This window comes from Nocardia sp. NPDC051900 (assembly GCF_044452545.1).
GTDB classification, from domain to species: Bacteria; Actinomycetota; Actinomycetes; order Mycobacteriales; family Mycobacteriaceae; genus Nocardia; species Nocardia sichangensis.
The window spans coordinates 307,630-329,966 of record NZ_JBITBU010000007.1 but is presented as its reverse complement, the minus strand read 5'-3'; the positions used below and the strand labels follow the sequence as shown (position 1 = coordinate 329,966).

General features: G+C 69.3%; 20 protein-coding genes. 11 read left to right on the top strand and 9 right to left on the bottom strand.

The features are described from left to right. Positions 1 to 31: 31 nt before the first annotated feature. Positions 32 to 1,402, bottom strand: coding sequence for a PLP-dependent aminotransferase family protein (locus tag ACIA5H_RS14550; protein WP_397076405.1), 1,371 nt, complete (start codon positions 1,400 to 1,402; stop codon positions 32 to 34). A gap of 80 nt (positions 1,403 to 1,482) precedes the next feature. Here ACIA5H_RS14550 and ACIA5H_RS14545 point away from each other — a divergent pair, with 80 nt between their 5' ends. Further along, positions 1,483 to 2,163 carry a pyridoxamine 5'-phosphate oxidase family protein gene (locus ACIA5H_RS14545; RefSeq protein ID WP_397076403.1) on the top strand — a complete coding sequence of 227 codons (681 nt, stop codon included), beginning with the start codon at positions 1,483 to 1,485 and terminating at the stop codon, positions 2,161 to 2,163. 92 nt (positions 2,164 to 2,255) lie between these two features. Here the strand turns inward: ACIA5H_RS14545 and ACIA5H_RS14540 are convergent, their stop codons facing one another. Continuing rightward, positions 2,256 to 2,975 carry a DUF4386 family protein gene (locus ACIA5H_RS14540; RefSeq protein ID WP_397076401.1) on the bottom strand — a complete coding sequence of 240 codons (720 nt, stop codon included), beginning with the start codon at positions 2,973 to 2,975 and terminating at the stop codon, positions 2,256 to 2,258. A gap of 58 nt (positions 2,976 to 3,033) precedes the next feature. Between ACIA5H_RS14540 and ACIA5H_RS14535 the strand changes: the two genes are divergently transcribed. Further along, entirely contained in the window at positions 3,034 to 3,753 is a 720-nt protein-coding gene (locus tag ACIA5H_RS14535) for a TetR/AcrR family transcriptional regulator (RefSeq protein WP_379250703.1), read from the top strand. Here the strand turns inward: ACIA5H_RS14535 and ACIA5H_RS14530 are convergent. From ACIA5H_RS14530 to ACIA5H_RS14520, 3 genes are all read right to left on the bottom strand, one after another. Then, positions 3,729 to 4,496, bottom strand: coding sequence for an MspA family porin (locus tag ACIA5H_RS14530; protein ID WP_397076398.1), 768 nt, complete (start codon positions 4,494 to 4,496; stop codon positions 3,729 to 3,731). The two genes, ACIA5H_RS14535 and ACIA5H_RS14530, sit on opposite strands and share 25 nt — an antisense overlap. A 375-nt stretch (positions 4,497 to 4,871) precedes the next feature. After that, positions 4,872 to 6,113: a hypothetical protein gene (locus ACIA5H_RS14525; RefSeq protein WP_397076396.1), complete on the bottom strand. Its 1,242-nt coding sequence runs from the start codon at positions 6,111 to 6,113 to the stop codon at positions 4,872 to 4,874. A gap of 5 nt (positions 6,114 to 6,118) precedes the next feature. After that, positions 6,119 to 6,892 (bottom strand): crotonase/enoyl-CoA hydratase family protein, encoded by a 774-nt coding sequence (locus ACIA5H_RS14520; protein ID WP_397076394.1) that lies wholly within the window; start codon positions 6,890 to 6,892, stop codon positions 6,119 to 6,121. Between the two features lie 54 nt (positions 6,893 to 6,946). Between ACIA5H_RS14520 and ACIA5H_RS14515 the strand changes: the two genes are divergently transcribed. Together ACIA5H_RS14515 and ACIA5H_RS14510 are read left to right on the top strand one after the other, a co-directional pair. Continuing rightward, entirely contained in the window at positions 6,947 to 7,597 is a 651-nt protein-coding gene (locus ACIA5H_RS14515) for a TetR/AcrR family transcriptional regulator (RefSeq protein WP_379250710.1), read from the top strand. Next, complete coding sequence (locus ACIA5H_RS14510; RefSeq protein WP_364428727.1) at positions 7,584 to 9,203, top strand: acyl-CoA dehydrogenase family protein; 1,620 nt, start codon at positions 7,584 to 7,586, stop codon at positions 9,201 to 9,203. Before ACIA5H_RS14515 ends, ACIA5H_RS14510 begins: the two co-directional genes overlap by 14 nt. A 90-nt stretch (positions 9,204 to 9,293) precedes the next feature. Here ACIA5H_RS14510 and ACIA5H_RS14505 read toward each other — a convergent pair whose 3' ends face one another. Next, positions 9,294 to 10,451, bottom strand: a complete 1,158-nt coding sequence (locus tag ACIA5H_RS14505) for an alpha/beta fold hydrolase (protein ID WP_397076388.1) — start codon at positions 10,449 to 10,451, stop codon at positions 9,294 to 9,296. Between the two features lie 111 nt (positions 10,452 to 10,562). Here ACIA5H_RS14505 and ACIA5H_RS14500 point away from each other — a divergent pair, with 111 nt between their 5' ends. Further along, a complete protein-coding gene (locus ACIA5H_RS14500; protein ID WP_397076386.1) occupies positions 10,563 to 11,156 on the top strand; it encodes a TetR/AcrR family transcriptional regulator in 594 nt (197 codons plus the stop codon). 10 nt (positions 11,157 to 11,166) lie between these two features. Here the strand turns inward: ACIA5H_RS14500 and ACIA5H_RS14495 are convergent, their stop codons facing one another. After that, the gene (locus ACIA5H_RS14495; RefSeq protein ID WP_397076383.1) at positions 11,167 to 11,568 is read right to left on the bottom strand and encodes a nuclear transport factor 2 family protein; all 402 of its coding nucleotides are present in this window, start codon (positions 11,566 to 11,568) and stop codon (positions 11,167 to 11,169) included. A gap of 71 nt (positions 11,569 to 11,639) precedes the next feature. Between ACIA5H_RS14495 and ACIA5H_RS14490 the strand changes: the two genes are divergently transcribed. The 3 genes from ACIA5H_RS14490 to ACIA5H_RS14480 all read left to right on the top strand — a co-directional run bounded on the left by ACIA5H_RS14490 (position 11,640) and on the right by ACIA5H_RS14480 (position 14,152). Beyond that, positions 11,640 to 12,560 carry a LysR family transcriptional regulator gene (locus ACIA5H_RS14490; RefSeq protein ID WP_397076381.1) on the top strand — a complete coding sequence of 307 codons (921 nt, stop codon included), beginning with the start codon at positions 11,640 to 11,642 and terminating at the stop codon, positions 12,558 to 12,560. Between the two features lie 244 nt (positions 12,561 to 12,804). Beyond that, positions 12,805 to 13,521 carry a nucleoside/nucleotide kinase family protein gene (locus ACIA5H_RS14485; protein ID WP_397076379.1) on the top strand — a complete coding sequence of 239 codons (717 nt, stop codon included), beginning with the start codon at positions 12,805 to 12,807 and terminating at the stop codon, positions 13,519 to 13,521. Positions 13,522 to 13,603: 82 nt separating this feature from the next. Next, positions 13,604 to 14,152: a potassium channel family protein gene (locus ACIA5H_RS14480; protein WP_355074669.1), complete on the top strand. Its 549-nt coding sequence runs from the start codon at positions 13,604 to 13,606 to the stop codon at positions 14,150 to 14,152. A 19-nt stretch (positions 14,153 to 14,171) separates the two neighbouring features. On the opposite strand, the gene pgi is transcribed toward ACIA5H_RS14480, so the two are convergent. Beyond that, a complete protein-coding gene (pgi, locus tag ACIA5H_RS14475) occupies positions 14,172 to 15,809 on the bottom strand; it encodes a glucose-6-phosphate isomerase (RefSeq protein ID WP_355074667.1) in 1,638 nt (545 codons plus the stop codon). A 213-nt stretch (positions 15,810 to 16,022) separates the two neighbouring features. Here pgi and ACIA5H_RS14470 point away from each other — a divergent pair, with 213 nt between their 5' ends. Then, positions 16,023 to 17,480: an NAD-dependent succinate-semialdehyde dehydrogenase gene (locus ACIA5H_RS14470; protein WP_356963818.1), complete on the top strand. Its 1,458-nt coding sequence runs from the start codon at positions 16,023 to 16,025 to the stop codon at positions 17,478 to 17,480. A 200-nt stretch (positions 17,481 to 17,680) separates the two neighbouring features. Next, on the top strand, positions 17,681 to 18,889 hold the full coding sequence (locus ACIA5H_RS14465; protein WP_397076376.1) for a hypothetical protein: 1,209 nt from the start codon (positions 17,681 to 17,683) through the stop codon (positions 18,887 to 18,889). Positions 18,890 to 19,045: 156 nt separating this feature from the next. On the opposite strand, the gene ACIA5H_RS14460 is transcribed toward ACIA5H_RS14465, so the two are convergent. After that, positions 19,046 to 19,339: a chorismate mutase gene (locus ACIA5H_RS14460; RefSeq protein ID WP_062977356.1), complete on the bottom strand. Its 294-nt coding sequence runs from the start codon at positions 19,337 to 19,339 to the stop codon at positions 19,046 to 19,048. A gap of 384 nt (positions 19,340 to 19,723) precedes the next feature. Here ACIA5H_RS14460 and pcrA point away from each other — a divergent pair, with 384 nt between their 5' ends. Beyond that, entirely contained in the window at positions 19,724 to 22,309 is a 2,586-nt protein-coding gene (gene pcrA / locus ACIA5H_RS14455; RefSeq protein WP_397076373.1) for a DNA helicase PcrA, read from the top strand. Positions 22,310 to 22,337 lie beyond the last annotated feature (28 nt).

The following is a 22,337-nucleotide window of genomic DNA, read 5'->3' as shown; positions in this document are numbered from 1 at the left end:
CCTCCGGGCCTGTTCGCTGACCCCGACCATGCTACGGCCGGACGAGGCACGCGGCGGCCTTCGGGACGGCCGCGGCGAGTTCCGGCCAGGACAGCGCCGTGTAGCCGAGCGCGACGCCGAAGTGGTCCCGGCGCGATCCGAGGTGATGTCTGGCCAACCCGTCCAGCGCGACACCGTGCGCCAGGCCTTCCGCGACCACGCGCAGCTCGTCCTCTGCCGACTCCACCGGCACGACGACGTGCGAACCCGCGTCGTCGCCGAGCACGCCGAGTCCGCGGCGGCGCAGTTCGGTCACCACCAGCGCCCTGCGCGGCGGCAGCATGCGGCGCAGCCTGCGCAGGTGCCTGGCCAGATCGCCGTGTGCGGCGAAAGCGGCGAGCACGCGCTGGCCCGCCGTGCTCGGGCCGGTGCCGGTGCGCTCGCGGTGGGCGAGCACCGCCCCGGCTATCTCCGGAGCGGCGAGCAACCAGCCGACACCGAGACTGGGGGACAGGATCTTGCTAGTCGTGCCCAGGTGGACGACGACGTCCGGAGCCATGGTGGCCAGCAGCGGCAGCGGCGCGGTGTCGTAGCGCAATTCGCCGTCGTAGTCGTCCTCGATGACCAAGGTCCCGGAGCGGCGCGCATGCTCCACCAGCTCGACCCGTCGCGCCGCGGGCATCCGCGCGCCGAGTGGGAATTGATGCGCCGGAGTGCAGTACACCGCTTTGATCCGAGACGGCAGCGCGTCGACGCGCAGTCCGTGCGCGTCGACGGGAACCGGGACGACCTCGAGACCGGCCGCCGCGAATGCCCCTGCGGCGCGCTGATAGCCGGGATCCTCCATGGCGACGGCATCGCCCGGCCGCAGCAGCGCCACGGCCAATTCGCCTACGGCGGAACTGGTTCCCGCCGTCGCGAGCAGCACGGTGTCGCTGCCCGCGCCGATCCCGCGGTGGCGCAGCAGATGCTCGGTGACCGCCGTGCGGAACTCCGGTTCGCCCGCGCGGTCCTTGCGCACGAGCGGGGGGTGGTCCGCCGCGGCGCGCCAGGCGCGGCGCCATGCGGCCGGATCGATGGCGTCGACGCACGGCGCACCGGGGGCGAGGTCGAACAGCTGCGGCGCGGCGTCGGTGTCGTCCACGGGGTCGGTGCGCGCGGGCGCGGCGGCCGGTGCGGTCGTCAGGTAGGTTCCGGAGCCGCGTCTGCCGTCGAGCCAGCCCTCCGCGTGCAATTGGTCGTAGGCGGCGGCGACCACGGTGCGGCTCACGCCGAGCCGCCCGGCCAGCGCGCGAGTGGACGGCAACCGGTCGCCGCCGCGCAGCGGCCCGCTGGTCGCCGCGCGGCGCAGTTGGTCGGCGATCTGCACCGACAGCGGTCGCGCCAGGTCGCGATCGAGGTCGAGGGGAAGGTCGTCCAGCACGGCTCCTCCTCGAAGTGGACTGCTGAGAATCATTTGAATTGGCACTTTGATAATGCCATTAGCGGATCGATGCTGGGTTCATGACCGAAACAGTCAGCCCACGGGCTCCCCTCTCGCCGACGCCGCGCAGCACGCCGACCCGGCTGACCGACCGTGCCCGCACCGATCGCGCCGACTTGGACGCGGTGCTCGACGCCGGGCTGATCTGCCACTTCGGTGTGCTGCTCGGCGGCACGCCGGTCGTGCTGCCGACCGCCTACGGCCGCGACGGCGACACGCTCTACCTGCACGGCTCCACCGGCGCGGGAAACCTGCGCGCGGCGCTCGCCGCCGACGTCTCGGTGGCGGTGACCTTGGTCGACGGCGTGGTCTACGCGCGTTCGGCCATGCACTTCTCGATGAACTACCGCTCCGCGGTCGTGCTCGGCCGGGCGCGGGAGGTGACCGAGCACGACGAACGCCTGCACGGGCTGCGCGTGATCGTCGAGCACGCCGCACCGGGCGCGTGGTCGCGCGTGCGGCCCCCGAGCAAGAAGGAGCTCGCCGCCACGAAGGTGCTCGCTCTCGACCTCACCGAGGCATCGGTGAAGGTCCGTGCTGGCGGCCCGAAGGACGACCCGTCGGACATCGACAACGGCGGCGTGTGGGCAGGTGTCCTCCCGCTGCGCCAGATGTGGGACGCCCCGATCGACTCCACGGACCTGGACCCCGGCGTCCCGGTCCCCGCGGACGTCCTGGAGCGCTCGGCCTCCGTCCGCTGACCACTTGTGGGGTGTGGACGACGAGCACGAGTCCGGAGGTGGCGGCGAGATCGACCGCTGAGCGTGAACGGCCGCTCGCGTTTTCGTGCGCGTCACAGCGGGTGCGGCGCGTCGATCCGCTGCGCGGGCGTGGACTCGTGGCGGGCCGCCGAGGCGGATGGGCGGCAGGCGAGCAGCGCCGCGAAGGCCAGCAGCCAGAGGCTCCACAGCACATAGCCCACGAAGTTGGTCTGCGCCATGAGCGGGATGTCCAGCGGGACGAGTACTCCGCTGAGCACCAGGACGGCGCAGACGTAACCGAGCACGCTCCACGCCGCGGGCATTCTGTGCCGCAACGCGATGGCGACCAAGGCCGTCCACGCGGCGGTGAGGGTGTATCCGGCCGTTTCGCCGAGGCCGGTGCCGAGCACCGCGCCCAGCGCCTCGAAAGTGCGCACGGCCGGGGAGCTGGGGCCTTCCTCGGCGGCCCGCGCCGCCAGCGCCGGAACCGCGACGGGCCAGCGCAGCAAGCCGATCGCCTGCACGGCGGCGGCCGCGACGCCCGCCGCGACGGCGGCGCGCATGGCCGGTGTGCGGTCCAGCTTGCCGATCAGAACCGCCAGCGGCGCCAGTGCGGCGGCTGCGACGGCCAGCACGACGAACCAGGCGACGACGGCGGTTTGGTTGTGCCGGAACAGGGCGAGCACTTCGGCCGCGGGTTCGCGTAACACGTGCGGATAGTCGAAGGTCGAGCCGAGTCCGGCGAAAGCGACGTTCAGGGTGATCGGCGCGGCCACCAGCAGGGCGATGGCGGGCCAGGGGCGTGCGGGCATGGCGTCTCAATTCTGGCTGTACGGGGTACAGGTAGCTGTACGGGGTACAGTCAACTGCGTGGCAACGGCGAAGTCAACACCAGGGGAACGCAGGACCAGGTCCGAGCGACGGGCGTTCAGCGACACGCAGATCGTCGATGCCGCCATGGAACTCATGGACGAGGGCGGTGTCGCCGCGGTGTCGATCCGATCGGTCGCGACTCGGCTGGGCGTGAATCCGAACGCGATCTACACCTACGTCGCGAGCCGGGCCGACCTGGAGCGCGCGGTGGTCGAACGGGTGCTCGGAGCGGTGCCGGTCGCCGTGCTCGCCGACCCGGGCGTCGAACCCCGCGCGGCCGTCCTGGAATTCGCCCGTGGACTACGAACCGAGGTGCGGAGACATCCCGCGGTGGCGGGGTTGATGATGAGCGCGCCCATGGACGGCGACGCCGCACGAGACGTCGGGGAGGCGTTGCTGAACTGTCTGGCCAGAACCGGCCTCTCCGAGGAGGACTGCGCCCGCGCGGCCTACGCCGTGATGGTCCAGGTCATCGGCTCGCTCGCCATGGAGGTCGCGGAAACCGACGGAACACCACCGCTGGCGCCGGAATCCGAGCGGATCGCCGGGCGCGCGGCCGCGTTCGACACCGTCGACGGTGATCGTTGGCCGCGCACCCGGGCGAGTGCCGCCGTGCTGGCGCAGTGGATCTCGGACGCGCAGTTCGACTGGGGACTGCGCGCGCTGCTGGACGGATTGGTGCGGCGCGACGGTCAGAACCAGAACGCGGCGCCATAGCCGGTCGTTTGCGCGGTTGCCCTTTTCGAATCGGCCCGCACGGTGACAAAAGGCATGGCCGAGGCCGGTGAAAGGCAACCGCTGACATTCAACGGGGTATTGGTGTGCGCGAAAGTGTAAGGGAATTCGGATTCCCCGTCGATTTCCGCCGCGCCGACCACCGCCGCCGTGACCGAACCGGGGGCAAGATTCACCGCGAGTTCGCCGGCGACGCCCGCCTCGACGCCGATACTGGGCTGGATGGCGACGGCGGCGCCGACGCTGACGCTCGGCGGCGCCATCAGTTGCAGCGAGGGCATCATCATGTGCTGATCGGGCATGTTCATCTGCAGGGAGGGCGCCTCGAATGTAAGGGAGCCCTCCAGGCCGAAGGAGGGCGCGATCCCGGCGTTGATTCCGACGCTGGGTGAGATACCGATCGAGATGCCGTTGGAGATGTCGACCGCGCAGCCGACCAGATATCCGACGGCGATCTCTCCGCCGCGCAGCGCCGTGGGGCCGTCGAGAGACACCGAGAAGTCTCCGGACACCCGCACCGAGTGCACGAACGGAATTCCCGGCGCGATGTCACCGGCGGCCGCGAAGTTATTGGCGTTCGCCGACGCGATCAGATGCAGTCCACCGGCGTTGATCTCTCCTGGCGCGGCGCCCGCTGCGGAATCGGAAACAGCGAAAGCGCCGGTAGCGGTCACAACCACCGCGATGATCGCGGCGAGAGTACGTGAATGCCTTCGGTTCATCATGCTCCAGTCGAGTATCGATGGAATCGGAACTTCTTGCGCGAAACGGACTTGCACGGCAAATGGGTCGGCGCGGCCCTCGCTCGGCATACGCCGCAGACTTTATCGGGCAGTGCCGCCGCCGACGGTGATCCTGCCGACACGGCGAGTCGGCCGACCCGACCGATCGCGGTCGTCGGCATTCGCGCGAATCGCCGTGACCGGCGAGCGAAACTATCGGATTTCATACCAGGTCGACAAAACTCACCGCTGTTCGCCGAAATTTTGCGCGTGTCGGGTGAACTCGCCGCGCGAAAATCCGTGAGTCGGCTGCGCGCCCGTGGATATGCCCGCCGCTCGGCGGGCGCGCCCGTGGCTCGGCGCGTCAGTTCGCGGGATTCACCACGCGGAGGCGTGCAAGCCCGCGGAATTCATCGCGCGCACCGCCAGTTCGCGCAGCGTACCGGCGGACTCGATCCGCTCCGGGTCGAGGGAGACCAGGCTGAGCACGTAGTCGTCGCCGATACGGCAGAGGTAGCCCGAGAGTCGGGTGCGGGGCAGTCGCGAACTGGTGAGGCCGGGATGGATGGCGCGGGCGGCGACGCCGGTGCAGCGGTGTGGGCCGAGTTCGAGCAACGAGGCCGGAAGCGTGCCGATATTGGAGCACAAAACGTCCCGTTCGCCCGCACCTTTGGACAGTGCGTAGGCCCAGCGGTTCGGAATCACCTGGAGGAGCTCTTCGGGCATGTCGTTCGGCGCGGACATGCGGTGCTCATAGGCGGAACGGGCCAGCGCGCGGATTGTCGCCGGGGTGTCGGCGCGGGTGATCGCGATGCGCGTCATGGCGAGATCGTTGTCGACGCGGGGTTCGTCGCGGGTGTCGACGGGCAGACTGGTCTCGATCGTGTCGCCGGGAAACCCGCTGTCCCAGAGCACGCTCGCGACGAGGTGGATGAACAGGCTGTTGGCTGTGCCGCCGTCGCGCGCCGCCACACGATCCCACTCCGCGGCCGGGCATTGCAGGATCGCGCTGTGGGTCGCGTTGTCGGCCCTGCGCGTCCGCTCGTCCCGGCTCGGCGCGGCGGGTTGCCGCGGAACTCCGTGCCGCAGCGCCGCCGCGGTACCGCGCAGGACGATCGACCACTGGCGGCGGGCGTCGGCCCAATCCGATTCCCGTGCGGAGAGATCCGCCGGACGTACCCGAGCGCCGCCCAGTGCGTCGTCCACCGCGAGCACCAGCGCGCGCCCGTCGGCCAGCACGTGCGAGCACGTGAGGGAGACGACCGAACCGCCGTCATCCAGCGCCGCGGTCGAAAGCCGCCACCCCGGGCCGTATTCCGGATCGAGCCCGGCGCCCTGCGCGTCGGCCCAGCCGAGCAGGTCCGCGACCGGGAGGACGCCCTCGGCGCGGCGTATCGGATACGCCCGGACATTCGGCCGCCAGGCCCGGCGAGCTCCCGGCACGCGCGGGCGAACCACTCTGCGTCCCAACGGGCCCGACCGCAACGCCTCGTGCACCCGCACCAGCAGCGCGGGGTCCACCCGGTCGGCTGTCCGCCACAGCCCCTGCAAGGCGATCGGCGTGCCGAGCCCTCGGTGGCCGCGCAGGAAGATCTCGTCGACGACGCTCAGCCGGCCCATGGGGCTCAGGCGCGAGCGCCGTGCCGGCCCGCGCCGGCCGCGAAGCGCTGCGCGCCGTCCAGCGCGCCGCCGGCCAGCGCCGTCAGCCCGTGGCGGAATTCGTTGCGCAGCGCGGACTCCTCGGTCATCCCCTCCTGCTCTAGCATCGACATCCGGTCCGAGCGCAGGCAGGTCTGCGGCAGCGCGGCCAGTTCGGCGGCAAGCGCCTCCGCCGCGCGGCGGGCTTCACCGGCGGGCACCACGCGATTCACCAGCCCGATTCGCAGCGCCTCCTCGGCGTCCACCGCGCGGCCGGTGAGCACCAGGTCCATGGCGCGGCCCGCGCCGATGATCTGCGGCAGCCGGACGGTGCCGCCATCGATCAGCGGGACGCCCCAGCGGCGGCAGAAGACGCCGAAGGTGCTGTCCTCTTCGGCGACCCGCAGATCGCACCACAACGCGAGCTCGAGCCCGCCCGCCACCGCGTAGCCGGAGACCGCGGCGATCACCGGCTTGGACAGCCGCATCCTGGTCGGTCCCATCGGGCCGTCACCGTCCTCGGCGGCCCGGTTGGAGCGCTCGGTACCGAGTGCCTTCAGGTCGGCTCCCGCGCAGAAGGTGCCGCCGTCGCCCCATAGCACCGCGACCGCCGCATCGGGGTCGGCGTCGAACTCACGGAAGGCGTCGGCCAGCGCCGCGGCGGTCGGCCCGTCCACGGCGTTGCGTGCTTCGGGCCGGTGCAGGATCACGGTCGTCACAGGGCCGTTGCGTTCGATGAGTACCGTCACGCGCTCGACCATACGCCCGTGAAAGCACCCTTGTGTGAAGAAATGAATTCATGCTTCACTTCTTGGGTGGCCTACCGCAGAACTCCCGCTGTGCAGGCCCGCCTGGACGCTCAGGCGGGGCTGATCGTGCAGGCCGCGACGAAGGTGCTTTCGCGCGGCGGCTACGCCGCGCTGTCCATGGCGGCGGTCGCGACCGAGGCGGGCTTGGCCACCGGCACCGTCTACAAGAACTTCGACGGCAAGTCCGCGTTGGTGCGGGCGGTGTTCCGGAAGGTGGTCGCCCGCGAGGTCGCCGCCGTGGCCGCGGCGGGCGCGCTCGGAACGGCCGTCGAGCGGGTCACCGCGGCCGTGGAGACCTTCGCGGGCCGCGCGCTGAAGAACCCGAACCTGGCCTACGTGCTGCTCGCCGAGCCGGTCGACGCGGCCGTGGACAGTGAACGCCTGCACTTCCGGCGGGCGTTCGCCGAGACCTTCGAATCGGCGGTGGCCGAGGGCATCGCGCGGGGCGAGATCCCGCCGCAGGACCCGAGGATCAGCGCGGCCGCGTTGGTCGGCGCCATCGGCGAGGTGCTGGTCGGGCCGCTCGCCGACGCGCCGCACGGCGAATCCGTCGTCCCCGAACTCACCGCTTTCGCGATGCGCGCACTCGGCGTGCGCGACGACCCGGGCGCGGGTGGCGCCCGGCTGGAATCAGGAGTGTCAGATGCAGACGCATGAAGTCTTCAACCAGGTGCCCGACATCGTGCCGTTCGACGTGTCGCGCAATCCGGCGCTGCTCGAGGGTTTGCACCGGGAAGGGGCGGGCTGGGCGGAAGCCGAAGTGCGAGAACTGGGCGCGCTCGCAGGCGGCGCGCAGGCGCAGGAGTGGGGCAGGCTGGCCAACGAATACCCGCCGGTGCTGCGCACGCACGACCGTTACGGGCACCGCATCGATGAGGTCGAGTTCCATCCGCACTGGCACGACCTGATGCGCGTGGCCGTCGAGCACGGCCTGCACGGAGCCCCGTGGCTGGACGACCGGCCGGGCGCGCACGTGGCGCGTGCGGCGAAGTTCTACACCTGGGGCACCGCCGACGCGGGCCACATGTGCCCGATCTCGATGACCTACGCGGTGGTCCCCGCGTTGCGGCACAACCGGGAACTGGCGGCGAAATACGAGCCGCTGCTCGGCTCCCGCGTCTACGAATTCGGGTTGCGCGAGCCGTCCACCAAGGCCGGGCTGATCGCGGGCATGTCGATGACCGAGAAGCAGGGCGGCTCGGACGTGCGCGCCAACACGACCACCGCGACGCCGCAGCCGGACGGCTCCTACCGGATCGTCGGCCACAAGTGGTTCACCTCCGCGCCGATGTCGGACATGTTCCTCACCCTGGCGCAGGCGCCCGGCGGCCTGTCCTGTTTCCTGCTGCCCCGGGTATTGCCGGACGGCACCCGCAACCCGATCCGCATCCAGCGACTGAAGGACAAGCTGGGCAACAAGTCCAATGCCTCTTCGGAGATCGAGTACGAGAACGCCTCGGGCTGGCTGGTCGGCGCGGAGGGCGCGGGCGTCAAGACCATCATCGAGATGGTGAACATGACCAGGCTGGACTGCGTGATCGGCTCCGCGACCGGGATGCGGGCGGGCGCGGTGTACGCGGTGCACCACGCGCGGCACCGGAAAGTGTTCGGCGCCGAGCTGATCGACCAGCCCGCCATGCGCAACGTGCTGGCCGACCTGGTGATCGAGTCCGACGCCGCGACCACCGTGATGATGCGCCTGGCCGGGGCCACCGACCGGGCGGGCGGCGATCCGGCCGAGGCGGCACTGCGGCGCATCGCGCTCGCGGTCACCAAGTACTGGGTGTGCAAGCGGGCGCCCGCGCATGCGGCCGAGGCGCTGGAATGCTTCGGCGGCAACGGATATGCCGAGGAATCCGGTATGCCACGGCTGTACCGGGAGGCGCCGCTGATGTCGATCTGGGAGGGGTCGGGCAATGTCGCCGCGCTGGACGCGCTGCGTGCCATGGGGCGTCAGCCTGAGACGGTCGAGGCGTACTTCAACGAAGTGTCGCTCGCCAAGGGCGAGAATCCGCGCCTGGACGACGCGATCGCCCGGGTCGGCAAGGAGTTGTCGGATCTCAACGACATCGAGTACCGCGCGAGGCGCGTCGTCGAACTCATGGCGCTGGTGCTGCAAGGCGCGCAGCTGGTCCGGCACGGTCATCCCGCCGTCGCCGACGCGTTCTGCGCGACCCGGCTCGGCGACGACTGGGGCATCGCGTTCGGCACACTGCCCACCGGCGTCGACACCGGCGCGATCATCGAACGAGCATTCGTCTGAGCTTGCCGAGCAACCGGGGACCGATTCAGGTGAAGCGGTCCCCGGAGGCGAGGTGTTCGAATCGGCCCGGGAGACCCCACGCCGCAGATCTCAGAGGGCGTCGAGCCAGGTGAACATGTGGTGGAGCAGAGTGGAACGGGCGCCGTAGGCGCAGTGCTCCCCGGCGCCATCGACACTGTGCAGGGGAACCAACGTTGTGGGGCAGGTCAATTCGCGGTGTAGGCGCTCGGGCTGGCCTGCGAAGAAGTGGTCGTTGTCCGGGGCGAAGATGAGGGTGGGCGCCGTGATGCGATCGGCGAGGCCGTCGAGGGTGTATTCCCTTGTGCGGCGCAGATATTCGGAAATGGTGGCGGTGCCGAAGGACCACGGGCCGTTGCGCAGCGCCCACCGTGTGCCGGTGTGGTTGGCCATCATCAGATGTGCGACCGGATCCGCGACGTCATCGCGGCCTGCCATGACCCACTCGGCGGCGACGGCCGGGATGCTCGCGAAGTTCACGTCGTAGTAGCTGTAGATGCCGCCGTCGAGAATCAGCCCGGCGACGCGGTGTTCGAAGGCGGCGGCCCGCGGGGTCAGGAAGCCGCCGAGGCTGTAGCCGTAGAGGTAGACGTGCTCGGCGTCCACTTCTGCCCGCGTCAACGCGTAGTCCACGACCGGGGTGAGGACCGATTCCCAGTCGGGGCGGAAGAACAATCGCTGATGCCGCAACGCGGCACCCTGGCCGGGGCCGTCGTAGGCGAGGACGTTGTAGCCGCGCGGCAGTGCCGCGGCCGCGAGGGCGAAGTACGCCTCCTCGGCCGGGGAATCGAAGCCGCTGGTGAGAATGATGGTCGGCCGGGGTGCGCCGGAGTCGTCAGCCAGGAACAGCAGGCCGGGCAGATGGGTGTCCTGGTAAGGGATCTCGACTGCCTCAACGGGCGTGTCCATGAGTTGGGCGGCTTCGGCGAAGGTGTCCTGGGCCCGTGCGAACAGGTCCTTCGCGACGGGATCGTGGAACGGATCGTCGCGGCGGAAGAACTCGGCGGTGCGGTAGTAGTTCGAGGCGCGCAGCAGCGCCTGTCTACCTCCGAGCGCGCGCGCCCGGTCTCCCGCGACGGTCCACTGTGTGCACCATGCCTCCTCGTCACCGTCGGGAACGGCGCGTGCGACAGCCAGCACCTCGCCGAGATCGGCGCCGCCGAACTCGGCGAAGCAGGCGGTCCGCAGCGCCTCGAAGGCAAAGGACTCGTCATCGAACAGGAACTTCACCGGAATCTCCTACGTCTATCCGACTACGTCAACACGATGGCGTATCGACGTTGAAACCGTAAATTACAACTACGTGTAAACGCAACCGTATCGTCGTGGCATGATGGGGGCATGACAGCCGAACGACGCCGTCCCGCCGGGGCCGCCGTAATGCAACCGCAGGTGACGGAGGCCATCACCGAAGCGGTGCTCGCCGAATTGGCAGAGGTCGGCTACGGCCGGCTCTCGATGGAGGCGGTGGCGCGGCGGGCCGGCGTCAGCAAGCCGACGGTCTACCGGCGTTGGCGATCGAAGGAGGAGATGGTGGCCGCTCTCGCCTCGACTCTGGCGGTCGCGGCCGCCGAGACTCCGGACACCGGCACCCTGCGCGGTGATGTCCGGGCCTATCTGGAGTCGGCGGCGAGCATGCTGTCACATCCGTTGGCGGCCAGGGTTATTCCCGATCTGTTGGCGGAGGCGTCGCGCAATCCGACACTGGCGCAGTCGCTTCTGGTCGGTGCGCGGGACACGCGGCGCGAGCGGGCCGCCGACATGCTGCGGCGGGCTATCGCCCGCGGCGAGCTGCCCGTGGATCTGAACATCGATCTGGCGCTGGACATGCTCGCCGGACCGCTTTATTGGCGGCTGATGATCGTGGGGATCCCGATCGAGCCGGATTATTTGGGCCGACTCACCGACTTGCTCATCGCGGGTTGGCGAGGCTGAGTCCTACATCTCAGGCGGGGCGGGTCAGCACGCGTTCGACCAACGCGGTGTCGCAGTACTCGACCACCTCGCGCAGTTTTCCCTCGGCGACCCGGAAGATGAAGCAGTAGGTCTGGTTGTAGGTCTCCCCGCGCGTGGTCACGGCCTCGGCGCGGGCCTGCACGACGACGCGGTCGTCGGCTGCGACGATCATGTCCGCGGCCGAGCGGTATTCGGCGAACTGAGCCATGAGCGGACGCAGGAGTCCTTCCAGCACAGCTGATTTCGGCTGCCACGTACCGCTCCAGGACCAGTCGCCGGGGAAGACCCAGCGGAAGTCGTCGGCCATGGCGTCGCTGAGTGCGCGGGTATTGCCGAGGGACATCTGCTCGAAGATCTCGGTGAGCAGCCTCTTGTTGTCGATCGCGGTCATGCCCACGACGCTAGGGGCGTCCGAGATATGCGACAAGCGACTGTCTCACATATGTGGTATGAGCGTTGCGCATGGATGAGTTCACCGTCTCCGGTCTCCGCGTGGTGCGGGAAGCCGCCGCCTGCGGGTCCTTCTCGACGGCCGCGGAGAACCTCGGTTACACCCAGTCCGCGGTGTCCAGGCAGATCGCGCTCATGGAGCGGGCGGCGGGCCGCGCGCTGTTCGAGCGACACGCCCGCGGCGTGCAGCCCACCGAGGCGGGGCGGATCGTGCTGCGGCACGCGGACGTGGTCCTCGGCGAACTGGAGCAGGCCCGGCACGACATCCGTCATCTCACGGCGCGCCCGGCGGGCCGCCTGCGCGTCGGTGCGTTCTCCACCGCGATGGCCGCCTTGGTGCCCGGAGCGATCTCCGCGACCCGTGACCGGCAGGTGCGGATCTCGCTGCGCGAGGGGCTCAGTCCCAGACTGCTCACCGCCGTCTCGCGCGGACGCCTCGACCTCGCCGTGGTGACCGCGCCGGACCCCTTGCCCTCCGGCGTGGAGATCGAACCCCTGGTGGACGATCCGTTGCTGGTCGCGGTCCCGCCCACGCATCCGCTCGCGGGCGCCACCAGCGCGACCCCCGACGTATTGCGCGATGAGCGATGGATCGCGGGCAGCCAGGAGCCGTCCGCCACCCTCCTCGGTGCTTGGCGCGACCCGGACTGGGAGCCGGACATCGCGTTCGTCGCGCGTGATTGGTTCGCCAAACTCGGTCTCGTCGCGGCCGGACTCGGTATCACGGTGGTCCCCGGCATCGCCGTCCCCGTGCTGCCGCCGACCGTCGCGCTGCTGCGCATCGACCACCCCGCCGCGGTTCGGCGCACGGTCATCGCGCATCGCGGCGACCGCGGAGCCGCCGATTCTCGCGGTGCGTTCGCCGAAGCGCTGCGCGACCGAGCGGCCGACTTGTCCGCCCAGGTACGCCAGCGCCTTCGCGCCGGCGTGTGATCGCCGCGTTGTTCTCGTGGACCGGAACCACGGGGGCAGCGCCGCGAACGGACACGGCGACAAGCCCGCGTCGCATACGCGTCCGCTCCCGCCCTCCTGGAGCATGATCCGCGCCTTGCCCAGCTGGAGCCGGGCAAGCGCGCGCGGCATCACGCTGTGGACGAGTGTGGATACCTTTGCGAGGCGAGCGCCGGTCAGCGGAAGTGGCGATCCGAAGCGGTGGACCGCCGGTAGTGTGGCGGCGGTGGCAGGGCAGTTCGTCGACAGACCGTTGAGCTGGTTGGTCCGGCGGGTGCTGGATCGGGCCGGGCGGGGAAGGTATCTGCTCGGCATCACGGGGCCGCCCGGCGCGGGCAAATCCGCCTTGTCGATCGCGTTGCGCGACGCGATCAATACCGAGGTGGACGGAGCGGTCGCCGAAATCGCGCCCATGGACGGATTCCACCTGTCCAACGACGTCCTGCGGGCGGCAGGAAGCCTTGCGCGCAAGGGTGAGCCGGACACTTTCGATGTCGACGGTTACGTTTCGGAGCTTTGCCGCCTGCGCACCACTCCGGTAGGCGAGCCGGTGCCGTGGCCCACATTCGACCGGTCCATCGATGCCCCGGTTCCCGGTGGCGTGGTGTTCGACCGGCAGTCCATCGTCCTCACCGAGGGCAACTACCTGCTGCTCGACGACTTCGGGACGCGGCGGTGGTCCGCGGTTCGCCCATTGCTGGACGAGTGCTGGTACCTGGACGCCGCCCGCGACGTGATCGAGAATCGCCTGCTGGACCGGCACATTCGCGGTGGCCGCACTCCCGCGGCGGCACACGACAAAGTGCACCACAGCGACTTACGCAACGCTGACCTGGTCGCGACCACCCGCGAGCGCGCCGACCTCTTGCTGCGCTGGCATGCGGGAGGCTATGCGGTGGCCGGTCCGCCCCGGGCATCAGCAGTCGATCCGAGCGTCTCGTAGCCGACGCATCCCTGGGATCGCAACGCGCATCGTCCGGCGCGTGCGGCGTCTCTTGCGCTCCACCTGGGCCGATGATGGAGGAATGACGGAGAATCGCGCAGTCGGCAGGTTGTCGCGTGCCTTGCACAACCTGCTGGCCGTGGTGTGCGCTCTGCTGTTCTACTACTTCCTGCCGCTGAAGGCTTTGCATCTGGGCCGGTTGTCCGGCGTGTCGGCGTTGCTCGCGTTCGTCGTCGGCGTCGCGGGTTTGATCTGGCTGGCCCGGTGGCGCATCCGGCGGTACATCATGGATCCGCGCGCGACCGTCGGGCGCATCAACGACGTCCTGCTCGTGGTCTGTGTCGTCGTCACGTTCTTCGCCCTGTACTACTACGTGCTGGAATCGCGCGCACCCGGCCAGTTCGAGGGCCTGCACACGCGGACCGACGCGCTCTACTACACGATGGTCACGCTGGGCACGATCGGCTACGGCGACGTGCACGCGGTCGGGACCGCCGCCAAGGTGGCCACCATGGTGCAGGTCGCCTTCGACCTGGGCGTCATCGGCATCCTGATCGCGATATCGACCTCACACATCATCCAGCAGTTGAACGAGGCGCAGCGCAACCGTCCGACGGGCGGCGGCGACTAGCGCCGAGCGTCGCACGCGATCAGCGGTTGGCGCGGTACCAGCGAATGAGCGAATCGGTCGACGAGTCGTCCTGCGGTTCGGGGTCTTCCGCCGACGTGAGCAGCGGCGCCAAGGCGAGCGCCTGCTGTTTGCCGAGTTCGACACCCCATTGGTCGAAACTGTCGATGCCCCAGATCGTGCCCTCCACGAACACCTGATGCTCGTAGAGCGCGATCAGCTGACCCACGACCGACGGGGTGAGTCGCGGCGCGAGGATGGTGGTGGAGGGACGGTTGCCCGGCATCACCTTGTGCGGCACGATCGCCGGATCGGTGCCCTCGGCGGCGATCTCCTCCGCGGTCTTCCCGAAGGCGAGCACTTTGGTCTGCGCGAACAGATTGCTCATCAGGATGTCGTGCATGCTGCCGGTGCCGTCGCTGGTCGCCAGATCGTCGGTGGGCTGGGCGAATCCGATGAAATCCGCCGGAATGAGGCGGGTGCCCTGGTGCAGCAATTGGTAGAAGGCGTGCTGGCCGTTGGTGCCCGGCTCGCCCCAGAAGATCTCGCCGGTGGAGGTGGAGACCGGGGTGCCGTCGGCGCGGACCGACTTCCCGTTCGACTCCATGGTCAACTGCTGCAGGTAGGCGGGGAAGCGGGCCAGATCGTTCGAGTACGGCAGCACCGCATGCGATTCCGCCCCGAAGAAGTTCGAGTACCAGACACCGAGCAGGCCGAGCAGCACCGGAGCGTTCGCCTCCAGCGGCGCCTCGGCGAAGTGCCGATCCACCGCGTGCATACCGGCGAGGAACTCCGCGAAGCGCTCCTTGCCGACGGTCGCCATCACCGACAGGCCGATCGCGGAGTCCACCGAGTAGCGGCCGCCGACCCAGTCCCAGAAACCGAACATGTTCGCGGTGTCGATGCCGAACCTCGCGACCCGCTCGGCATTGGTGGACACCGCGACGAAGTGCTTGGCCACGGCGTCCTCACCGAGCGCGGCGACCAGCCAGCGCCGGGCCGCGGTCGCGTTGGTGAGCGTCTCCAGGGTGGAGAAGGTCTTGGACGCGACGATGAACAGGGTGGTGGCCGGGTCGAGCCCGGCCAGCTTCGCGACCAGGTCGGCGGGATCGACGTTGGAGACGAACCTGGCGCCGATGCCCGCGTCCTCGTAGTGCCGCAGCGCCTGGTGCACCATTACCGGACCCAGATCCGATCCGCCGATGCCGATGTTGACCACCGTCGTGATGCGCTCGCCGGTCGCTCCCCGCCACGCGCCGGAGCGCAGCGCGTCGGTGAACTCGCCCATCCGCCGCAGCACCTCGTGCACCTCGGCGCCCGCGTCGACGCCGTCGATGACCATGGTCTCGCCTTCGGGCAACCGCAGCGCGACGTGGCCGACCGCGCGGTCCTCGGAGGTGTTGATGTGCTCGCCACGGAACATCGCGTCGCGACGATCGGGCACGCCCGCCTCGCGCGCCAATTCCACCAGCAGATGCAGGGTTTCGCGGTTCACGCGGTGCTTGCTGTAGTCGATGCGCAGGTCCGCGACCTGGACGGTCAGCTCGCTGCCCCGGGCCGGGTCGTCGGCGAAGAACTCCCTGAGGTGTCGTCCCGCGACGGTGCCGTGGTGATCGTGCAGTTTCCGCCATGCCGCCGTCGCGGTGATGTCGCTGCTCACGTTCGCCGAGACTACAAGCAGGCACCGCCGCGCGCACGGCTGCGGGCGCGGAGAGTCGGTCGAATCGGCGTCGAAGGTGAACACCCGTTGCCACACCGGACTTACCGCGACCGTGCACATGAGGGCACAACGCGCGAGCCCATGCGGTGGAGGGGGTCCGATCCGGGGTCCGCGTCCGTTCCAGGATGACGTCTCGCGGCATAGGCTGGCCGCATGGTGTCCGAACGTGAACTTCTCGAATCCGTGCCGACGCAGTTGTGGATCGGAGGGCGGGCCGTCGACGCCACCGGTGCGGGTACCTTCCCGGTGCACAATCCGGCGACCGGGGAGGTGCTGGCGAACGTCGCGGACGCGACGCCGGAGGACGCGCTGCGCGCGCTCGACGCGGCCGTCGCGGTGCAGGACGAGTGGGCGGCCACGCCCGCCAGGGAGCGCGGCGAGGTCCTGCGCGCGGTGTTCGAGCAGATCACCGCCCGCGCGGAGGAGTTCGCCCTGCTGATGACCCTGGAAATGGGCAAGGCGCTGCCGGAGAGCCGCAACGAGGTGCGCTACGGCGCCGAATTCTTCCGCTGGTTCAGCGAGGAGGCCGCCCGCGTGCACGGGCGCTATCTGCACGCGCCTTCGGGCACCGGCCGGATCATGGTGCACAAGCAGCCGGTAGGTCCCTGTCTGGCGATCACGCCGTGGAACTTCCCGCTCGCGATGGGCACACGCAAGATCGGCCCCGCGCTGGCGGCGGGCTGCACGATGATCGTCAAGCCCGCATCGGCGACGCCGCTGACCATGCTGTTGCTCGGCAAGCTGTGCAGCGAGGCGGGACTGCCCGACGGCGTGCTTTCGGTGCTCACCTCCAGCCACTCCGGCGCGGTGACCCAACCGCTGATCGACGACGCCCGGCTGCGCAAGCTCACCTTCACCGGCTCCACCGAGGTGGGCAAGAAGCTGGTGGAGAAATCCGCGAACCGGCTGCTGCGCACCTCGATGGAACTCGGCGGGAACGCGCCGTTCGTGGTGTTCGCCGACGCCGACGTCGATGCCGCGGTACAGGGCGCGATGCTGGCGAAGCTGCGCAACGGCGGCGAGGCGTGCACCGCCGCCAACCGCTTCCACGTGCACAACAGCGTGCTCGAGGAGTTCACCACCAAGCTGGTCGAGGCGATATCCAGCAGTGTGCGGCTCGGGCCGGGCGCCGACCCGGACACGACGCTGGGCCCGCTGATCAACGAGGAGCAACTGCGCACGGTCGGCGAATTGGTCGACGACGCCGTCGCGAAGGGCGCACAGGTGCTGATCGGCGGCAAGGCGCCCGACGGCCCCGGCTGGTACTACCCGGCCACCGTGCTGCGCGACGTCCCGCCGCAAGCCAGGATCCTGCGCGAGGAGGTCTTCGGCCCGGTCGCGCCGATCGTCGGCTTCGACACCGAGGAAGAGGGGCTCGCCGCCGCCAACGACACCGAATTCGGGCTGGTCAGCTACGTCTACACCCGCGACCTCGATCGCGCGCTGCGCATCGCCGAGGGTTTGGAATCCGGCATGGTGGGCGTCAACCGCGGCGTCATCTCCGACCCCGCCGCCCCCTTCGGCGGCGTCAAGGAGTCCGGCTTCGGCCGGGAGGGCGGCACCGAAGGCATCGAGGAGTACCTCTCCACCAAATACATCGCGCTCACGTGAGCGAGTGCCGCGGATTCCGCGCCACTGAAGGCGATCGATCGCGCACCTGAGGGTCGAATCCGGCCTGTCGGCGCCGACCGCGCAGCCCCCTGCTTTCCGGGGGACGACTTCGTCGATCATCGACACTAGCCTCTACCTGAGGTCCGAGGAGGCGGCGAAGGGGCTGACTGTGAGAAGGTGCGGGTGCCGGTGACGCCTGATTGAGCAACGGCATCGTCAGAGCCTTCTTGCGGGCCGTGGACGATCTGAAACGGCTGACCAAGAGGGAAGCCGAGGGCCTCGCGGACATGAAAACAGGCGCGGCCCGCGCTTCCCGGCAAGTCGTCGATGTGCACACGCACGGTGACGCCGACGGTGCGCTCGCGATCCGACGCGCGGCAGGTGGCGATACCGGTCCCGGGCGGGATCTGTGCCCCCCGCCGCCGGACCGAGCGTCGCTGAGCCGGGCCGGACAGAGACTCGAAGCCGAACTGAATCGACGTTTCGGCGAGAACGGACCGACCGACGAGGACCTGTATGACTTCATAGCCAACCGTCGGCTGTCCCGGCTGGAGCAATACGCCATCATCGACCGGAGAATCGAGGAAACAGCGGCTTCTCTCGGCCGGGACAGCGCCGACCTACGCGAGCAGATGCGGCGTGAACTGAAGGACGCGCTCGACGGGAAACCGCTCGCCATCCGCGTCCGCGACGACAAACTCGTGGCACTCCTCGAGGAAGGGCGAATCAGGGGCAGCCGCAACCCCGTGGGCGTTCGCGCTCATGCCGAAGAAGAGTGGTTCGGCCCGCACGTCCACGACAACCCGCCCGTCTACGGCTACGTTGCCGTGGACGGAGTGCGTCCTTCCCAAGATGGCATGATCGATGGGTTGTCGGAGCTGAACTACGGCGACAATCAGATCTACCTGAAGCCGGAGGTCCGGTCACGAACGACCATCACGTTCGGTGACTCGCTGGTGGAAAGGGAACGGGCGATACCCTCCCCCCTGGACAACCCGTCGGAATATTCCTATGGCGTCGGAGTGCGCGATCTCGCTCCTATCGGCCGCGACTATCTCGGAGCAGATTTTCGCGCCAGCCATTTCATCGAAGCCCAGATGTTCGATCTCACAACCGCGGACATAGATTTCATCGGGTTGCACCAGTCACCCAGTCCGGCGTTGCGACAGGCGCTGGACCAATCCGGAGTGGATTGGCGTGTCCTGACCAATCGCACGATCGCGGCGGAGGGCAGCCCCGCGGAACGAGCGGCCGCGATCGAACGGACGAATCAAGACCTCGAGCATCTTCGCCATGTGCATCCCGTTATGCGCTCGCATGCCGAACCGCTCGAAGCAGAGCTGAGGGCCGACCTGCGGGCACTGAACGATTCCACCGCAGGTGATGGACCGGCCGCGGCCCCCGGATAGCGTCGGTGGGGCACCATCCACCGAGCCGACGGCCTGGAGACCGTCGGCCCCGGGTGGTAGGCGGCCCGGGCGGACATGAAGCGACCGCCCCGGGTGGCATAGCCCGGGGCGGTCTATTCGAAAGCGACGGTCTCGCGAGCGCCGCGTGGGGTCAGATCAGTGGCCGAGACGACCGCGGCCGAGGCGAAGCAGCAGCATGGCGAGGGTGTGACCCTCTTGGCCGAGCTCGCTGAAGCGCTCCAGCACCTTCATCTCGCGACTGTGCACGAGGCGCGGCCCGCCTGACGCCATGCGCGTCCGGCCGATGATCCGGGAGATCTCTGTCCGGCGCTTGATCGCGGCCAGGATCTCCGCGTCGAGACGGTCGATCTCCTTGCGGAGCTTGTCGATCTCGGCCTCGGTCTGCGGCAGCGCGGATTCGGACCCGGTCGTCGTGGCAGGGGTGCTCATCATTCATCTCCTCGTGTCAGAACATGGATCGGCGGGTGCCGACGGCTCGTTACCGATCAGTTCTTTCACCGTGAAACAGACCTGGTGGGGCCTTGTATTGTCCCCCCAGAAGGCGTGCTCAGGTACAGGCTCCGCGATCCCGGCGTTCGGCTGGCAGCCGAATCGGATGTCTTGCGAAAGCGCTGAGCATGTCGCCAGTGTGCCACGGGCAGGGGGGTATGCAAAACGTATACGTTTGGCAATGTCTCGAGAAACGCAGGTCGTTTCGCCCGCCCTTCCCACCAGGGGGAGTTCACCCGCCGTTCAGTCGACCGGCGCCGAACCGATACCGATGGCACCCGGGGCTTCATCTCTGTCGGTGCCCGCCGGTAGCGTGGATGGACGATGGACATCACGGTGGCTCCCAAGACACAGGGCGGTCGGGTCGTGCACCCGGATCCGACATCGAAACCGCAGCTTGCCGGCGGTAACGCGGTGGAGGGGTGGCAGCCTGCCTCCGTTCCCGAGGCGCCGCCCACGGACGCCGAGCGCGAACGGCAGCGCGTCGAGCGGGAACAGCGGCGCGCCGAGGAGGCCGAGCGCCTGCTCGACGGCCTGAATCCGCAGCAGCGCGCGGCGGTGGTGCACACCGGATCCCCGCTGCTCATCGTGGCGGGCGCGGGCTCGGGCAAGACGGCCGTGCTCACCCGCCGCATCGCCTACCTGCTGGCCGCCCGCGGCGTCACGCCGGGCCAGGTGCTGGCCATCACGTTCACCAACAAAGCCGCCGCGGAGATGCGGGAGCGGGTGACCGGGCTGGTCGGCCCGCGGGCGAACGCCATGTGGGTGTCGACGTTCCACTCCAGTTGCGTCCGCATCCTGCGGACCCAGGCGGCGCTGCTGCCCGGCCTGAACTCGAACTTCTCGATCTACGACGCCGACGATTCCCGGCGCCTGCTCACCATGATCAGCCGCGACCTGGACATCGACGTCAAGAAGTACTCGGCGCGCCTGCTCGCGACGGCGATCTCGAACCTCAAGAACGAACTCATCGACCCGGCCCGTGCCACCGCCGACGCGGAATCGGACGACACGGAGCTGCCCGGCCTGGTGGCCAAGGTCTACACCGAGTATCAGCGCAGACTGCGCTCGGCGAACGCGCTGGACTTCGACGACCTGATCGGCGAGACCGTGGCGCTGCTGCAGCACCACCCGCAGGTCGCCGAGTACTACCGCCGCCGGTTCCGGCACGTGCTGGTGGACGAGTACCAGGACACCAACCACGCGCAGTACGTCTTGATCCGCGAGCTGGTCGGCCACCACGCGGAAGGCGGCGACGAGGACCGGGTGCCGCCGAGCGAACTGTGTGTGGTGGGTGACGCCGATCAGTCCATCTACGCTTTCCGCGGCGCGACGATCCGCAATATCGAGGAGTTCGAGCGCGACTTCCCCGACGCCGAAACCATTCTGCTGGAGCAGAACTACCGCTCCACCCAGCACATCCTCTCCGCCGCCAACGCGGTGATCTCGCGCAACGAGAACCGGCGCGAGAAGAAGCTGTGGACCGATTCCGGCGAGGGCGACCTGATCACCGGTTACGTCGCCGACAACGAACACGACGAGGCGTCCTTCGTCGCCCGCGAGATCGACCGGCTGGTCGACCAGGGCGAGGCCAACTACGGCGACGTCGCGGTGTTCTACCGCACCAACAACAACTCTCGCGCGCTGGAAGAGATCTTCATCCGGATGGGCCTGCCCTACAAGGTGGTCGGCGGCGTCCGCTTCTACGAGCGCAAAGAGGTGCGCGACGTGGTCGCCTACCTGCGCGTGCTGGAGAACCCGGAGGACGCGGTGAGCATGCGCCGCATCCTCAATACGCCCCGCCGCGGCATCGGTGACCGAGCCGAAGCCTGTGTGGCGGTCCATGCCGAACAGCGCGGGATCGGTTTCGCCGCCGCCCTGCGCGACGCCGCCGAAGGCAAGGTGGCGCTGCTGAACACGCGCGCTCAGCGCGCCATCGCAGGCTTCCTGGAATTGCTCGACGACATCAGGGCCGCGGGCGAACAAGCGGAGTCCGACTTCCCCGACCTGGGCAACGTCGTCGACGCGGTGCTCGAGCGCACCGGTTATCGCGCCGAGTTGGAGGCGTCCGACGACCCGCAGGACGGCGCCCGGCTGGACAACCTCAACGAGTTGGTCAGCGTCGCGCGCGAGTTCAGCTCCGAGGCGCACAACAACGCGGAGGCCGCCCGGCAGGAGGGGCTGTTGCCCGAGGTGGGCGAAGGCGAGCCGGATCCCGGTTCGCTCGCCGCGTTCCTCGAGCGCGTCTCGCTGGTGGCCGATACCGACCAGATACCGGACGAGGGCTCCGGGGTGGTCACGATGATGACGCTGCACACCGCCAAGGGGCTGGAATTCCCGGTGGTGTTCGTGACGGGTTGGGAAGACGGGCAGTTCCCGCACATGCGCGCACTCGGTGATCCGACCGAGCTGGCCGAGGAACGCCGCCTCGCCTACGTCGGCATCACCAGGGCCCGGCGGCGGCTGTATCTGACGCGGGCGGTGGTGCGTTCCGGCTGGGGCCAGCCGGTGTCGAACCCGGAATCGCGTTTCCTGCAGGAAATTCCGGGTCATCTCATCGATTGGCGTCGGCTCGAGCCCGCCGGTTCACCCGCGACGAGGGGTCTGCGGCGGCGTGGCGGGGACGACGACGGGCTGGAGCGGGACTGGACCCGCGGCGACGGCTGGGCGGAGCCGCGTCCCGGCTTGCGTGATCGCGGTCCGCGCAGGCCCGCTCCCGGCGGCGCGACCCGCAACAACACGAATCTGGTCCTCGCCGTTGGCGATCGGGTCAGCGACGACAAGTACGGTCTCGGCCGCGTGATCGCGGCGGAGGGCTTCGGCCCACTGGCCACGGTGACCATCGACTTCGGCACCGCGGGCAAGATTCGGTTGATCCCGCAATACAGCCGGACGTTGGTCAAGCTATGAGCCGCGTGGGCCTTTCGACCCTGCCCTT

Excerpts from the sequence above, each read along its gene's own strand:
- ACIA5H_RS14545 (WP_397076403.1), top strand. The coding sequence starts at position 1,483 with ATGACCGAAACAGTCAGCCCACGGGCTCCCCTCTCGCCGACGCCGCGC.
- ACIA5H_RS14540 (WP_397076401.1), bottom strand. The coding sequence starts at position 2,975 with ATGCCCGCACGCCCCTGGCCCGCCATCGCCCTGCTGGTGGCCGCGCCG.
- ACIA5H_RS14530 (WP_397076398.1), bottom strand. The coding sequence starts at position 4,496 with ATGATGAACCGAAGGCATTCACGTACTCTCGCCGCGATCATCGCGGTG.
- ACIA5H_RS14525 (WP_397076396.1), bottom strand. The coding sequence starts at position 6,113 with ATGGGCCGGCTGAGCGTCGTCGACGAGATCTTCCTGCGCGGCCACCGA.
- ACIA5H_RS14520 (WP_397076394.1), bottom strand. The coding sequence starts at position 6,892 with ATGGTCGAGCGCGTGACGGTACTCATCGAACGCAACGGCCCTGTGACG.
- ACIA5H_RS14510 (WP_364428727.1), top strand. The coding sequence starts at position 7,584 with ATGCAGACGCATGAAGTCTTCAACCAGGTGCCCGACATCGTGCCGTTC.
- ACIA5H_RS14500 (WP_397076386.1), top strand. The coding sequence starts at position 10,563 with ATGACAGCCGAACGACGCCGTCCCGCCGGGGCCGCCGTAATGCAACCG.
- ACIA5H_RS14495 (WP_397076383.1), bottom strand. The coding sequence starts at position 11,568 with ATGACCGCGATCGACAACAAGAGGCTGCTCACCGAGATCTTCGAGCAG.
- ACIA5H_RS14490 (WP_397076381.1), top strand. The coding sequence starts at position 11,640 with ATGGATGAGTTCACCGTCTCCGGTCTCCGCGTGGTGCGGGAAGCCGCC.
- ACIA5H_RS14480 (WP_355074669.1), top strand. The coding sequence starts at position 13,604 with ATGACGGAGAATCGCGCAGTCGGCAGGTTGTCGCGTGCCTTGCACAAC.
- ACIA5H_RS14470 (WP_356963818.1), top strand. The coding sequence starts at position 16,023 with ATGGTGTCCGAACGTGAACTTCTCGAATCCGTGCCGACGCAGTTGTGG.
- ACIA5H_RS14460 (WP_062977356.1), bottom strand. The coding sequence starts at position 19,339 with ATGAGCACCCCTGCCACGACGACCGGGTCCGAATCCGCGCTGCCGCAG.
- pcrA (WP_397076373.1), top strand. The coding sequence starts at position 19,724 with ATGGACATCACGGTGGCTCCCAAGACACAGGGCGGTCGGGTCGTGCAC.